This is a genomic window from Sulfitobacter rhodophyticola (assembly GCF_041281685.2).
Lineage (GTDB): Bacteria > Pseudomonadota > Alphaproteobacteria > Rhodobacterales > Rhodobacteraceae > Sulfitobacter.
Genome location: NZ_CP166251.2, coordinates 350,072 through 364,682, shown reverse-complemented (window position 1 = coordinate 364,682; position 14,611 = coordinate 350,072). Strand labels below are relative to the sequence as shown.

Below are 14,611 nucleotides of genomic sequence, written 5' to 3'. Positions count from 1 at the left end.
GATCACTGATTAGATTGAAAGAATCAGACTGCCAAGTGATTTCCCGATAAGTGTTTGCAACCCTCCGCGCCTCAGGCTTTTCTTGGCACAGTACCGCGCGCGATTCCGGGCACAGAAGGCGGCAACCAAGCTGTCCTGCATTTCGACCCATTGCGCGTGCACACTGATGTGCCTCAATCGGCACTTTGATAAGGGAGAAACCAATGACCAAGTTTTTGAGCGGCGCAGCCGTTTGCGCCATCAGCTTTGCCTTCGTGAGCGAGGCCGCTGCGACCGAATGGAATGTGTCCGTGTGGGGCAAACGCCGTGCGTTCACGGAGCACGTTGAAAAGATTGCGGAGCTCGTGTCCGAAAAAACGGGCGGCGAATTCACCATGAACATCAGCTACGGCGGTCTGTCCAAGAACCGCGAGAACCTCGATGGCATCTCCATCGGCGCGTTCGAGATGGCGCAGTTCTGCGCGGGCTATCACCGCGACAAGAACCGCGTGATCACCGTGCTGGAACTGCCGTTCCTCGGTGTGGAAAACCTGGAGCAGGAAGTGGCCGTGTCCAAGGCCGTCTACGCGCACCCGGCTGCCGCAGAAGAAATGGCGCAGTGGAACGCGAAACTGCTGATGACGTCGCCGATGCCACAGTACAACCTTGTCGGCACCGGCGAGCCGCGCGATGACCTGTCCGATTTCGAAGGCATGCGCGTCCGGGCCACGGGCGGTCTGGGTCAGGCGTTCGAAGCCGTGGGCGGTGTGCCAACTTCCGTGACGGCGACAGAAGCCTTTCAGGCAATGGAATCCGGCGTTGTGGACACCGTTGCCTTTGCCCAGCATGCGCACCTGAGCTTTGGCACCATCAATGAGGCCGACTGGTGGACAGCGAACCTCAACCCCGGCACGGTGAACTGCCCTGTGGTGGTGAACATCGATGCTTACGAAAGCCTCAGCGACGCCGAGCGTGACGCGCTGGACAGTTCCGTGGACGAGGCGCTGGATCACTATCTGGCCAACTACGCTGAGTTGCTGCAGCGTTGGGACAGTGTGTTGGAAGAAAAAGGCGTGCAGAAGGTCGAGATTGCCCCCGAGGTGATCGCGGAATTCCGCGCCAAGGCCGCAGACCCGATCCGCGATGCCTGGATCGCGGACATGGAAGCACAGGGCCTGCCCGGTCAGGAGCTGTATGATCTGGTGGTCAAGACGCTGGCCGAAGCTAAGGGCGGCAGCTAACCTAAGCGGTTGAGGTGCGCAATGAATGCGCACCCTACGTCAGAGCGCACATCCCGTGGGGTGTGCGCTCTGCGCGCACCGCTCCATCGGTCATAGCAAGGAAATACCCCCATGGCAGGCTCCGCCGCAGTCCTTGAGGATTCCAGCCTCCTCAGCCGCCTCGACCGCGCGCTGTTACCGCTTGAGCGGTTCTGCGCGCTGATCTCCGGCCTCGCAACCTTTTCCCTGATGTTTCTTGCTGCCTATTCCGTCACGGGCCGCAAATTCTTCGCCTCCCCCTTGGCGGGCTATGTCGATTATATCGAAGCAGCTATGCCAATCATCGCCATCATGGGCGTCTCTTATGTCCAGCGCGACGGCACCCACATCCGCATGGACATGCTGGTGGGCAACCTGAAGGGTCGCCTGCTGTGGCTGTTTGAGCTGATCTCGGTGCTGTTGATCCTTTTGCTGATCGTCTTTCTGACATGGGGCGCGTGGGAGCATTTCGACCGCTCTTTCGATTGCGCGAGACCCCTGTGCAGCCGCGACAGTTCCATCGACATCGGGTTGCCGATCTGGCCCAGCAAACTGGTCGTACCCTTCGCCTTTGGCGTGCTGGTGCTGCGGCTGCTGTTGCAGACATGGGGATACGCGCGTGCGCTGGTGCTGGGGTTAGAGACCCCCGTCGCGGTGCCGCTTTCGCTGACCATCGAAGAACAGGCCATGGCCGAAGCCCGCGCGCTGGAAGGGTCTGACTGATGGAACCGATCGAAATTGGCATCTGGGTGTCGGGCGGCATGCTGCTTATGGTGGTGCTGGGCATGCGCGTGGCCTTTGCAGCGGGTCTGGCCGGTTTTGTCGGCCTTGTCTGGCTGCGCTGGAACGGGTTCGACTATGATCCTGAACGGTTCTGGAAAGCGGTGGAGATCAGCACCAAGATCGCCGGTCTGACGCCACATTCGAAGGTCAGCGCGCAGGTCCTGTCGCTGATCCCCGTCTTCATCATGATCGGATACCTCGCCTATCACGCCAAACTGACCATGGCGCTGTTTGAGGCCGCAAAGCGCTGGGTTGCATGGGTGCCTGGTGGTCTGGCGGTCGCCACGGTATTCGCCACCGCGGGCTTCGCCGCCGTCTCCGGTGCGTCCGTCGCCACCGCCGCCGTTTTCGCCCGGATCGCCATCCCGGAGATGCTCAAGGTCGGCTACAACAAGCAGTTTGCCGCCGGTGTCGTGGCTGCAGGCGGCACGCTCGCCTCGCTTATCCCGCCCTCTGCGATCCTGGTTATCTATGCCATCATCGTGGAACAGGACGTGGGCATGCTGCTGCTTGCCGGGTTTATTCCGGGTGCGTTTTCGGCCATCGTCTACGCCGCAATCATCATCGGCATCGCCATGGTGTTCAGAACCGTCGGCCCGCCGGTCAGCGGCTTCACATGGGGTGAACGGTTTGCCGCCCTGCCTCCGGCGCTGCCGATCGTGGCGGTTGTCGTGATCATCATCTTCTTTGTCTACAACCCCTTCGGTGACGCATGGGGTACCCCCACCGAAGGCGGCGCGGTGGGCGCGTTCATTGTCTTCCTGATGGCGCTCTACAAGGGCATGCGGTGGAAGCAGCTCAAGGAGGCACTGCTGGAAACGGCCAAGCTGACGGTGATGATCTTCACGATCATCTGGGGCGTGTTGATTTATGTGCGGTTTCTGGGCTTTGCCGAACTGCCTGATGCCTTCGCCGAATGGATCACCTCGCTTGAAATGTCTCCGCTGCTGATCCTCATTTGCATCCTGCTGGCTTATGCGGTGCTGGGCATGTTCATGGACGCCATCGGAATGCTGCTGCTGACCCTGCCGGTGGTCTACCCAGCGGTCATGGCGCTGAACGGCGGGGAACTGGTTTCTGCCGCCGACAGTGCGTTTGGCATGTCAGGACCGATGTGTGCGATCTGGTTCGGGATCCTCGTGGTCAAGATGGCGGAATTCTGTCTGATCACGCCGCCCATTGGGTTGAACTGCTTTGTGGTGGCAGGCGTGCGTGATGATCTGAACGTGCAGGACGTCTTCAAGGGCGTGACGCCCTTCTTCATCGCAGATGCGGTCACGATTGCGCTTCTGGTGGCCTTCCCGGGGATCGTGCTGTGGTTACCATCGCTGGCGGGATAGGGCGCTTGCCCGATCGGGTAGGCACTTGAAAGCGTGGCGGTCCAGTGTTTTTCCGACGCCGACCGCCACCGGGCAAAAGGATTGAAAGGCTGGTCTTGATGCCCGCCATCGCCTCCGCCATTGTGCCGACAGCGGCCGCTGCGGTGGCGGCCCTGCCTGAGCAAAGAAAGACGCACCTGCATGAACGCGTTTGAGCGGTATCTGTCCCTTTGGATCGCCTTGGCCATGGTAGCGGGCATTGCCATCGGCACTGTGGCTCCCGGTTTGGTTGCGGCCGTTGCGGCAGCAGAATTCGCAAGCGTCAACCTTGTCGTTGCCGTGCTGATCTGGGCGATGGTCTATCCGATGATGGTTGGCGTTGACCCGCGCAGCCTGCGCGACGTGGTCAAGCAACCCAAGGGGCTGGCGATCACGCTTGTGGTCAACTGGCTGATCAAGCCCTTCACCATGGCCGCCCTTGGTGTGCTGTTCTTCGAAGTGGTTTTTGCCGATCTCATCGCGCCTGATGATGCGCAGCAATATCTTGCCGGGCTGATCCTGCTGGGGGCTGCACCCTGCACGGCGATGGTCTTTGTCTGGTCCCAACTGACCCGCGGCGATGAAAGCTATACCCTGTTGCAGGTATCGGTAAACGACGTGGTGATGGTCTTTGCCTTCGCACCCATCGTGGCCTTCCTGCTGGGCGTGACGGACATCGCGGTTCCGTGGGAGACACTGGTGCTGTCGGTTGTCCTGTTCGTGGCGCTGCCCCTTGCGGCAGGCCTGTGGACACGGGCGCGGCTTGGCAGTGCGGCGCGGATCGAAAGCTTTCAGGGGCGGATCAAACCATGGTCGATGATCGGGCTGATCGCGACGGTTGTAATCCTGTTCGGGCTGCAGGGGCAGGTGATCCTTGACCGCCCGATGGTCATCGTGTTGATCGCCGTGCCGATCCTGTTGCAGTCGTATGGTATCTTCGCATTGGCCTACGCGGCCGCCTATGCGCTACGGGTGCCGCACCGGATCGCGGCACCCTGCGCGCTGATCGGGACGTCGAATTTCTTTGAACTTGCCGTCGCTGTGGCGATCAGTCTTTTCGGCCTCAACTCCGGCGCTGCACTTGCCACGGTGGTGGGCGTTCTGGTCGAGGTGCCTGTCATGCTGTCGCTGGTGGCCTTTGCCAATCGCACCCGGTCGCGTTTTCGGGATGCCGCATCATCCGGACCGCCAGCGCAATAGGACGGGCCGCGTTCAAATGATGGCGGCAAACCGGTGTCAGCCGATCACCGGCAAGTCAGGCACGGCGCGGGTGGTCAACAACCGCGCCCCGTTTGCGCTGACGACTATATTCTCCTCATGCACCATCATCAGCCCGTTGCCGTAGGACAGGGACGGTTCAATCGTCAGAACCATGTTTTCAGTCAACACGGTGGTATCGAATGCAGCATGGGAGGGCTGTTCGGTCAGTTGCATGCCCAGCCCATGCCCAAGCCTGCCGACGTCACCGCCCGACGTGTCCATTTCCGCGATCACGGCAGACATCGCCTGAAAAAGATCACTGCAGGTGTTGCCGGGCTTTGCTGCAGCGATCCCGGCTTCAGTTGCGCGCCAAAGCACATCATAGGCCCGCCGCGCGGCGTCATCTGCGGTACCGATGGCCCAGTTACGGTCGAAATCGCAGAAATATCCGTCCCAGGTGCAGCCTGTGTCCAACATCAGCACGTCGCCCGCCTGCAAGGGCCTGCGCGACGGGGGAGAGATCACATCGGCGTATCCGCCCCGGTCCGCACCACCGACAAGATAGGGCACATCGTCCGCACCCGCCTCAATCGCGGCGATGCGAAACGCGCGAAAGGATTCCTCCAGCGGCTGGCCCGCGTGGATGATCTCGGGCACTTTTGCGAATGCGGCCGACCCGATCCCACAGATTTGGCTGAGCTTTTCAATCTCTGCCGTGGATTTGACCATGCGCAGCCCCTGCACAAGGCCCGTCGCATCGCCGATCCCAAGACCGGGCAAGGTGGCCATCAACTGCTCCCAATCAGCAAGCGGCATGCGCAACTGCGTCTCATGGCCCTTCATGATGCCGATCGTTGCGCCCTGCTTCGCGACAGGCAACAGCAGGTCTGTCAGCAGGCTGATGCCATCGTCATGGGGGGCAGGCGCGCTCCAGGTGCGGATGTCGTCGATCCAGCAGCCGCGCATCAGCGCTGCGCCAATCTCGGGGATGATGGCGATGGGTTTGCCGGTGGCGGGCACAAAGACGAACCAGGGCCGCGTCGGGCTTTGCCAGAACAGCGTGTGAAATCCAGTGAAGTACCGCACCTCGGCCTCGGTCATCACAAGCAAACCGGCAAGCCCCGCATCCGCCATCAGGGCCTGTGCATTCGCGGTCCGCTGGCTGAATTCCGCGTCATCGAAACCGCGTCGGGGCGGGCTGGTGGTCTGCATCAACTCTCTCCTGCTGCTTCCCGCTTAGCCGCTGGCGTTTCCGCTCACAATGGGGCGCGTTGAGATTTGGCGCTCGGGCTGATATGCGGATCTGGACCCCTCGTGTCATCCGGTCCGATGGCGCCGTCCCGCAGCTTGGCGGCGATATGCGAAAATTCATCTTGCGTGAGCGCGCCATCGCGGTGATGTACGGGGAAACTCTGATCAAAAAGGCCTGCTCCATGGAAAACGCAAAGAACTTTTACATCGACGGCAAATGGGTCGCCCCGCAGGACGGGCGCGACTTTGACGTAATCGACCCCTCCACGGAGGAAGTCGCCGCGACGATCTCGCTTGGGGGGCAGGCTGATACGGACGCCGCCGTTGCCGCCGCCAAGGCGGCCTTTCCCAAGTGGCGGCTGTCCTCCAAGGCGGAACGGCTGGACTTGATGGAGACGATCCTTGAGGTCTACAAACGGCGCTCCGACGAAATCGGTGCGGCGATCAGCCTTGAAATGGGCGCGCCCATCGACATGTCGAAGGTGCAGCAGTCCGGCACCGGGTCCTACCATCTGGAAGGCTTCATTCAGGCGCTGAAGGACTTCGAATTCGAAGGCCCGCTGCGCGCGGGTGATGAAGACACGCGGATCATCCACGAACCGATCGGTGTCTGTGCGCTGATCACGCCCTGGAACTGGCCGATGAACCAGATCACGCTGAAAGTGGTCCCGGCACTGGCAACGGGTTGCACCATGGTGCTCAAGCCATCCGAACAATCGCCGCTGTCGGGCATCCTGTTCACTGAAATCATGCACGAGGCAGGCGTGCCTGCGGGTGTCTACAACATGCTGAACGGCGATGGCCCCGGTGTGGGCAGCCAGTTGTCCGAACACAAGGACATCGACATGGTCAGCTTCACCGGCTCTACTCGCGCGGGCCGTTTGATTACCAAAGCAGCGGCTGAAACGGTCAAACGGGTCAGCCTTGAACTGGGCGGCAAGGGGGCCAACATCGTCTTCGCCGATGCCGATCCCAAGGCGGTCAAGCAGGGCATCGTGCGCTGCTTCAACAACACCGGCCAATCGTGCAACGCACCAACGCGCATGCTGGTTGAACGGTCGCGGTATGATCAGGCCGTCGAAGAAGCCAAGGCCGCGGCCGAGGCGACAACCGTCAACGCCGCATCGGAGGAAGGTCGCCACATCGGGCCGCTGGTCTCAGAGATGCAATTCAACAAGGTGCAGGACCTGATCCAGCAGGGCATCGACGAAGGCGCGCGGCTTGTCGCGGGCGGTGTCGGGCGTCCTGACGGTCTGAACCGTGGCTTTTTCGTGCGTCCGACCGTATTTGCCGATTGCAACAACGACATGACCGTCATGCGCGAGGAAATCTTCGGCCCGGTTCTGTCGATGATGCCCTTCGACACCGAGGATGAAGCGGTCGAGATCGCCAATGACACCGATTACGGCCTGACCAACTATGTGCAGACGTCAGATCCCGAACGCGCACGCCGCATGGCCCGGGTCCTGCGGAGCGGCATGGTCGACATGAACGGCAAGGCACGCGGTGCAGGATCGCCATTCGGCGGGATGAAGCAGTCGGGCAATGGCCGTGAAGGCGGCAAATGGGGTTTGGAGGAATTCCTCGAAGTGCGTGCCATCGGCGGTTGGCCGGTCGAATAGGTCCGACACCGGATATGCAGGATTGACCCGCCCCGGACGTGATCCGGGGCGGGGCCGTCAAGACAAGCTCAGGCGGGCAGGGCGCGGTCGATGATCGCATCCAGATCGCAACCCCGTGGCAGGGTACCAAACGACCCCCGGTAGCGCAGGCCCAGCCGAGAAGCGCAGAACGCCTCGGCCACAGCCTCATCGCCGTGGCAGGTCAGCAAGGCCCCCTGAAGCGTCAGGGCCATCAACTCCGTAATCGTCCGCATCTGTCCCTCGACCCCGTCGGGGGCCTCCAGCGCATCGCGCAGATCATCAATGGCCCGGTCCAGATTGGGGTGGTTGCCCCGCGCCCGTTCAAGTTCGGCAAGATAGGCCGGGATCGCTTCCGGCTCGCGCATGACGGCGCGCAAAACGTCGAGGCCCATCACATTGCCAGACCCCTCCCAAATCGAATTCAGCGGTGCCTCACGGTAAAGGCGCGGCATGATGCTTTCCTCCACATATCCCGGCCCGCCATGGCATTCGAGCGCTTCCACCACGAGGCTGGGACAACGCTTGCAGTTCCAGTACTTTGCGATGGCCGTCCCGATCCGGGCCAGTGCGGCTTCGGCGGGATCGTCCGGCGCATCCATCGCCCGCGCCACGCGCAGCCCCAGCGCCAGCGCGCCTTCAACCTCTATCGCCATGTCGGCCAGCACGTTTTGCATCAGCGGTTGCTGGATCAACCGCTTTTGGAACGCGCTGCGGTGGCTGGTGTGGTGCAGCGCCTGCACCAACGCCTGTCGCATGATCCCGGCGGAAGACATCGCGCAATAGATCCGGTTGCCGGTCACCATGTCGATGATCGTGCGGATACCGCGCCCTTCCTCGCCGACCATGACGCCGAAGGTGTCCTGAAATTCCATCTCGGTGGAGGCGTTGGATTTGTTGCCCAGCTTGTCTTTCATGCGCTGGATGAAAAGGTTGTTGCGCGTGCCATCGGGCCGCCAGCGCGGAACAAGGAAACAGGAAATGCCCATGCCGTCCGTATTGGCCAGCACAAGGAACGCATCGCACATGGGCGCGGAGCAAAAGAACTTGTGCCCCGTAAGCAGATACCCGTCTTCCGTTGGCACAGCGACGGTGGAATTGGCGCGCACATCTGACCCGCCCTGCTTTTCGGTCATGAACATGCCAATCATCGCGCCGGTCTTTTCCTGTGCGGGGATGTCGCGGCGGTCATATTGTGTCGACAGGATGCGCGGCATCCATTCCTTTGCCACGTCCGGCGCCATGCGCAGGGTCGGCACCACGGAATAGGTCATCGCCATGGGGCACATGACCCCGCCTTCGGGTTGTGAAAACATGTACGTCAATGCCGCCTGACCCAGATGGCCGCCGTTGCCTTCGTTGTGCCAGGCAAAGTTGTGCATCTGGCTAGAAATCGTCAGCTCCATCAGGTCGTGATAGGCGGGGTGAAACTCCACCGCATTGATCCGCATGCCGTAGCGGTCGAAGGCGCGCAGTTCCGGGACCACCCGGTTGGCCTGATGGGCAAGATCGAATGTGGCGTCTGCCCCCGCGACCTTGCCGACCTGCGCAAGGTGGTCGCGGTGTACATCACCGCCGAATTGCTGGGTCCAATGGCGCAGGGCGCGGTCGTCCTGCCAGAGGTGTTGATCGCCCATGTGCGGCGGCATGTTGGTCACGTCATGGGTCGGTAACTGCGATATCGGGCTGCGTGGCTGCATGATACGTCCTCCCTTGTTTCAGCCTAAGCCCAAACCGGGCGCGTTGCCAAACGTGACGCCGCGTGCCGTGCAGGTCTGCTCTGGTGCGCTATGGGTCATCGATACCGTGGAATGCGACGCGGGACACGGTCGAAGGAACAGGGTAAGCCGACCGCACTCAAAGCGCGGCGTTTGTCAGGAGTGTGCCAAGGGACAGGGACGAAGTGACTTCAGCCGTCGTCGTCCAGATTTCCATGGATGGCGAATTGATCCAGCCCGGCATCGCGCGCCTCCACGATCCGGTAGCTTTCCTTCACGCCAGCGTCCGTCAGTTCCCGCGATACCAGCAAAAGCGTGTTTGCGGGCTGTCCGTCGCAGATGTCGACCATCTGCATCATTTCGTCCCGGGCCACGCCGCGCGCGTCATCAAGGGACGGCGCGCCATAGATATCAACGAAATGCTGCGCCAGCGCGGTCACAAGCACATCGAGTTCCGCCTGTTCGATCTGGGTGACCGCAACAACAGACACCCGGCCAAATGTCTCAACGCCCAGCCAGCCGTTCGCGAAGGCCTGCCGCGCCTTTCCGGTCAGATCGGCATTGCTCCAGTTGGAAAATTCAAAGCCGCCCGATATGCACCATTCCCCGGTGCGGGCGGGGGCATGAAAGATGTTCATGTCGCTTTCGTCGAAATGGATGGCCCGTGCCAGCATCATGTCAGGTACCCTCAAGCAAATTGATCAGGGGGATCAGGTGGGTGGTCTGGTCGTCGCGCAACAGCATGCCGAATTGTTCGTCCGTGCCCAGATAGGTGCCGCGCAGGCCTAACATGTCAATCTCTTCACCGATGCCCTGCGCAAGACCGCGCCATTCGCTGTGCAGGGGGCCGGCACCTTCTTCCTGCCACCTGTTGATGCCCACCAGCGTGTGCTTGACCCATGCTTCCAGCAATTCCGCCGCGTCCACATCCGCGCAGCCTTCGGCATAAAGGGCGGTCTGGTCCGGGGTTTCTCCGGGGTCATCGCTTTGAGGCCAAAGCGGCAGTGTCAGGCCGATCACCAGCCAGTCCGGCTCTGCGGAAGGATCGCTGGTGGAGGCCCCAACGCGCAGGCGTCCGCAGGATGCCCCATTGATCCGCAAGCCTCCGTCCCAGTCCAGATGCACCGCAACCTCGGGCGGGGCCAGCGCCCCCAGCGCGTTTTGAAAGCCGACGCCGCACAGGGGCAGCATCGCCATCGCATCCGCCAGCGGCACATCGGGGGCAAAGACAAGGGCCGCGCGCAGTGTGTTGGCCCCCAGATTGTGCACCACCACCCCCGCGTCACAGCCCCGCGCGGCTTCCACGCAGGCCTTGTCGAACGGGTCAATCTGGCCTTCGACGGCAAGCCCGCTGAAAAGCGGCGGGAAAGTGGGCGTGGTCATGCCTTGCCAGCCTCCACCAGGGCGCGGGCCACGGTACGGAAGGCCTGCGCCTGTGCGCTATCGGGTTTGGATACGACAATCGGTGCACCGCCATCGGCCGCAACCCGGATATCCAGATGCAACGGTATTTCCGCCAGCAGCGGTACGCCCAGTTTCTCCGCTTCGGCCCGCACGCCACCGTGGCCGAATACGTGCTCCTCGTGCCCGCAGTTGGAACAGATATGCGTGCTCATGTTCTCGATCATGCCGATGACGGGCGTGCCCATCTGGTCGAACATGTCGATCCCCTTGCGCGCATCCAACAGCGCCACATCCTGCGGGGTGGAGACGATCACCGCCCCGTCAAGATGCGCCTTTTGCGCTAGCGTCATCTGCACGTCACCGGTGCCGGGGGGCAGATCGACGATCAGCACATCCAGCGCGCCCCACTGAACCTGTCCCAGCATCTGCTGCAAGGCGCCCATCAACATCGGCCCCCGCCAGACGACAGCCTGATCCTCGTTCGTCATCAGCCCGATGGACATCATTGTCACGCCGAAGTTGCGCAGCGGCAGGATCAGCTTGCCATCAGGACTTTGCGGGCGGCCCGATACGCCCAGCATACGCGGCTGCGAGGGGCCGTAGACATCCGCGTCCAGCATCCCCACACGCCGCCCTTCAGCTGCAAGCGCGCAGGCAAGATTGGCCGCCACGGTGGATTTGCCGACCCCGCCCTTGCCGGAGGCAATGGCGATGATGCGGTCGATGCCGGGGATCTTTTCGGGGCCTTTGGGTTCGGCTTTGCGCCCGGCTTTCAGATCGGGAGGCGGGGTTGGCTTGGTATGGGCCGTCATCACGATGGACACGGATGTCGCACCGCGTGCGGCAAGTTCCTGCTCGGCTTCGGCCTTGGCGGCCATGAAGGGGTCGGGCTGATCCACTTCCATCACGAAGCGCACCGCGCCGTCCTCTACGTTCAGCGCGCGCACCAGACCGGCTTCGACCAGATCGACACCGGAGGGGGCCTTGATTTCCTTGAGGCAGGCGAGAACCTCTTCACGGGAAAGAGCCACTTATGCGCCTTCGATCTTGCCTGTGACGACATGTTCAAGGTCGATCCCGTCCACGGTCAAGACCATCCTGGCCTCGAACGTCTTGCCTGACGTGTCACCCGCGTTCCGCATCGCCTCTTCTATGGCTTGCTGGGATGTGACGCCCACCTGCTTGAGGAATTTGCGCATCGACATGTTGAAATCTTCGCTCATGGGGATGTCCTTTCGACGTCTGGGAATGTTGACTGCGCCACCCTAGCGCCACTAGGCTGATGTGCAACCAGCCGGGCAAAAGGAGGGCAGGCGAGATGCTCAAGAAACTGGCGATCCTCGCCGTTCTGTCGGCGGGTCCGGTTGCTGGGCAGGATAAATCGTTTACCCTTGCCGCCCCCGATGCGCTGACAAAGACCGGGTTTCTGAAGCATCTTCTGCCGCGCTTTTCGCTCAAGACCAGTATCCGCGTGACGCTGACCGATGGTGGTGCGGATGCCGCTTTCGGGCCGCAAGGCACGCCGGTCTTCAGGAAAGGCGATGCGATCTGGCATTTCGCGGGGGCGGATAACCCCAACATTGTCGCTTTTGAGGAATGGTTGCTGTCGGACGTGGGCAAGCGCACCATCGAAGCCTTCGCGCCCGAGGGCGATGCGCTTTTCAGTGCGGATCTTGCAATGGCCGCCACGGTGCAGACTGCAACCTTGTCGGGTGATGTGGCGCTGGGCGAAAGGGTCAGCCTCAAACGATGCGGGCGCTGTCACGTTGTCAACGACAGCAACCGCATGAATGCCATAGGGTCCTCGCCGTCCTTTGCGCTGATGCGCAATTTCCCTGACTGGCAGGAACGGTTCGAGACGTTCTTCCTGCTCAAGCCTCATCCGGCCTTCACTCAGGTACATGGCGTCACCGACCCGTTCCCTGACACGCAACCCTCGCCTATTGTCCCGATCGAGGTGACCCTGAACGAGATCGAGGCGATCACCGCCTATGTCGGGTCCATCGCGCCTGCCGATCTGGGTGCGCCCTTGCAAACTCAGTGATCCTTGCGCTTTGAAAAATAGTCTTCCGAGGTCCGCACGCGCGGACGTTCACCACCCTGAAAGGGATTGTCGGTGGAATGGTATTGCGCCTGAATGCGGCAGTTGTCGCACATCTGGATCATCTTGGCGGCCTCTGATGTGGCGAACATCGCATGTTTGCCGGCCAGCTTTTCGGTGATCTTCTCAATGGTGGATTTCGATCCGAACAGGCTGCCGCATTCGATGCAGGCAAAGGGTTCTTCCTCGTGCAGGACACGCTGCGAAAAGGCCGCGTCGGTCAGGTTCATCTGCGGCTCCAGCGTGATCGCCTGTTCGGGACAGATCGTGCTACACAACCCGCACTGCAGGCAGGCATCCTCCTGAAAGCGCAGCTGCGGCAGGTCGGGATTGTCGCCCAATGCGCCCGACGGGCACAGCGACACGCAGGACAGGCAGAGCGTACAGGCGTCCGCGTCCACTACGATTGCGCCATAGGGTGCGTTCTGGGGCAGGGGGATGATATCGATATCAGGCTGCAAGGTCTTGGCTGCCAAACGTGCCACCTGTCGTCGCGTCCCCATCGGCAAGGCGGGGGTGATCTCCAGCGGTGCAGCGGCCTCTTGGTGAAGGGTGTCGCAAAGCGCGTCGGGATCGGCCGGATGCAACAGCCGAACGGCGCCCGCGCCGCTCATTACGCGCGCAAGTTCTGACTGCGCTTCGATAACCTCCGTCTCGGTTCTGGGCGACATCAGCACATCCACATGCGCGAACCCGCAGGCCAGCGCGGCCAGCATCTCAGCATGTCCGAAGCCGGACAGTGCGTCCACTTCAAGCGGGATCACATCGGCAGGCAGGCCACGTCCAAAACGTGCGGCCAGTGAAATCATCTCCACCCCGAAGTCCGCGTCGTGGACCAGCAGGCGCGGGGCTGTGCCGCCTGCCTCTCGGTAGGTTGCCGCCAACGTCGTCATCCTGCGGAAGATCGCATCGACGGGCGGCGCATCATAGCTGATGGCCCCGGATGGGCAGACCGCCGCGCAAGACCCGCAACCCGCGCAGACCATCGGATTGACCGTCACATGCTCACCCGTCGATATGATCGCACCTGTCGGGCACACGTCCAGGCAATTCGAACAGGCAGTCTGTTCTGCCCGGCTGTGGGCGCAGAGCGTCGGTTCCATTCTCACATAAAGCGGCTTTTCAAACGTGCCGACCATCTGGGAGGCTTCCAGAACGACCTTCGCGACGGAGGGTGCATGCGTGGGATCAGCGCGCAGATATCCCTCGCGCTTGTGCGGTGCGGGAACCAATGCCGTCCCACCGCTCAGATCCACAATGATGTCGCAACTTGACACAACGCCGTCCTGCGGCGCTGTCAGGTCAAACGCGCCCCGGCCAGCCGGATTGATCTGACGAAGCGCGTTGAACGTCACGCTGAACCCACCAAGCGCACCCGCGACATTGCGCACGTTGCCCGTGACGCAATCAAAGCGCCGGTCGGCCGGGATCATGTCGGCGTCTGGCAGCAGGACCGTGACCGCCATCGTCCCACACAGATCGGCAGCCCCGGCAAGGGCCGCTTCGCCCCCGATGACAAGGCACGTCCCTTCGGAAATGACGTCGACGGATTTGGCGATGGGCAGGGACAGCGCCGCCTCTGCCGCGAGGGCCGCCATCTTCGGCGTGGCATTCCCTTCGCCCCATCCCGCACGGTCGCGCAGATCGACAAATCCGGGCAGATCAACCTGCAATTCCTCGGCCAGTTCCTCAAACCGCTGGCGCTCCTGCTGGCAGGCAATCATCACTTCGCCGCCTTCAAGCGCCTTGGCTGCCAGATCAATCTGGGTGGTGCACAGGCTGCTGTGGACCTTTGAGCAGTGCATCCCGCAGGCTTTGGATATGGCCTCCGCGTCAACGGACTGGCTGCCTTCGCAGTTGCATAGAATGAGCTTCTTGACCATCAGATGTCCCTCGGGGCGCCATCTGGAACTGCGGC

General features: G+C 62.0%; 13 protein-coding genes. 6 read left to right on the top strand and 7 right to left on the bottom strand.

What is annotated here, in order from left to right:
- Window positions 1-203: 203 nt before the first annotated feature.
- The 4 genes from AB4X18_RS02790 (at window position 204) to arsB (ending at window position 4,579) form a co-directional block, all read left to right on the top strand.
- Entirely contained in the window at window positions 204-1,220 is a 1,017-nt protein-coding gene (locus AB4X18_RS02790; protein ID WP_370402177.1) for a C4-dicarboxylate TRAP transporter substrate-binding protein, read from the top strand.
- Window positions 1,221-1,331: 111 nt separating this feature from the next.
- Window positions 1,332-1,961, top strand: coding sequence for a TRAP transporter small permease subunit (locus tag AB4X18_RS02785; protein ID WP_370402176.1), 630 nt, complete (start codon window positions 1,332-1,334; stop codon window positions 1,959-1,961).
- On the top strand, window positions 1,961-3,361 hold the full coding sequence (locus AB4X18_RS02780; protein ID WP_370402175.1) for a TRAP transporter large permease: 1,401 nt from the start codon (window positions 1,961-1,963) through the stop codon (window positions 3,359-3,361). Before AB4X18_RS02785 ends, AB4X18_RS02780 begins: the two co-directional genes overlap by 1 nt.
- Before the next feature lie 180 nt (window positions 3,362-3,541).
- Complete coding sequence (gene arsB, locus AB4X18_RS02775; RefSeq protein ID WP_370402174.1) at window positions 3,542-4,579, top strand: ACR3 family arsenite efflux transporter; 1,038 nt, start codon at window positions 3,542-3,544, stop codon at window positions 4,577-4,579.
- Window positions 4,580-4,615: 36 nt separating this feature from the next.
- Here arsB and AB4X18_RS02770 read toward each other — a convergent pair whose 3' ends face one another.
- Window positions 4,616-5,791, bottom strand: coding sequence for a M24 family metallopeptidase (locus AB4X18_RS02770; RefSeq protein WP_370402173.1), 1,176 nt, complete (start codon window positions 5,789-5,791; stop codon window positions 4,616-4,618).
- Window positions 5,792-6,012: 221 nt separating this feature from the next.
- Between AB4X18_RS02770 and AB4X18_RS02765 the strand changes: the two genes are divergently transcribed.
- Complete coding sequence (locus AB4X18_RS02765; protein WP_370402172.1) at window positions 6,013-7,452, top strand: aldehyde dehydrogenase family protein; 1,440 nt, start codon at window positions 6,013-6,015, stop codon at window positions 7,450-7,452.
- A 68-nt stretch (window positions 7,453-7,520) separates the two neighbouring features.
- On the opposite strand, the gene AB4X18_RS02760 is transcribed toward AB4X18_RS02765, so the two are convergent.
- The 5 genes from AB4X18_RS02760 to AB4X18_RS02740 form a co-directional block, all read right to left on the bottom strand.
- Window positions 7,521-9,170 (bottom strand): acyl-CoA dehydrogenase family protein, encoded by a 1,650-nt coding sequence (locus AB4X18_RS02760; protein ID WP_370402171.1) that lies wholly within the window; start codon window positions 9,168-9,170, stop codon window positions 7,521-7,523.
- A 209-nt stretch (window positions 9,171-9,379) separates the two neighbouring features.
- Window positions 9,380-9,865 (bottom strand): DUF6505 family protein, encoded by a 486-nt coding sequence (locus tag AB4X18_RS02755; protein WP_370402170.1) that lies wholly within the window; start codon window positions 9,863-9,865, stop codon window positions 9,380-9,382.
- A gap of 1 nt (window position 9,866) precedes the next feature.
- Window positions 9,867-10,571 (bottom strand): biotin/lipoate--protein ligase family protein, encoded by a 705-nt coding sequence (locus tag AB4X18_RS02750; protein ID WP_370402169.1) that lies wholly within the window; start codon window positions 10,569-10,571, stop codon window positions 9,867-9,869.
- The gene (locus AB4X18_RS02745; RefSeq protein WP_370402168.1) at window positions 10,568-11,623 is read right to left on the bottom strand and encodes a P-loop NTPase; all 1,056 of its coding nucleotides are present in this window, start codon (window positions 11,621-11,623) and stop codon (window positions 10,568-10,570) included. The genes AB4X18_RS02750 and AB4X18_RS02745 overlap by 4 nt, the downstream gene beginning before the upstream one ends.
- A complete protein-coding gene (locus tag AB4X18_RS02740; protein ID WP_370402167.1) occupies window positions 11,624-11,815 on the bottom strand; it encodes a DUF6494 family protein in 192 nt (63 codons plus the stop codon).
- Between the two features lie 95 nt (window positions 11,816-11,910).
- Here AB4X18_RS02740 and AB4X18_RS02735 point away from each other — a divergent pair, with 95 nt between their 5' ends.
- The gene (locus AB4X18_RS02735; RefSeq protein WP_370402166.1) at window positions 11,911-12,636 is read left to right on the top strand and encodes a hypothetical protein; all 726 of its coding nucleotides are present in this window, start codon (window positions 11,911-11,913) and stop codon (window positions 12,634-12,636) included.
- Here the strand turns inward: AB4X18_RS02735 and AB4X18_RS02730 are convergent.
- Window positions 12,630-14,576, bottom strand: a complete 1,947-nt coding sequence (locus tag AB4X18_RS02730; protein WP_370402165.1) for a 4Fe-4S binding protein — start codon at window positions 14,574-14,576, stop codon at window positions 12,630-12,632. The genes AB4X18_RS02735 and AB4X18_RS02730 overlap by 7 nt on opposite strands.
- Window positions 14,577-14,611 lie beyond the last annotated feature (35 nt).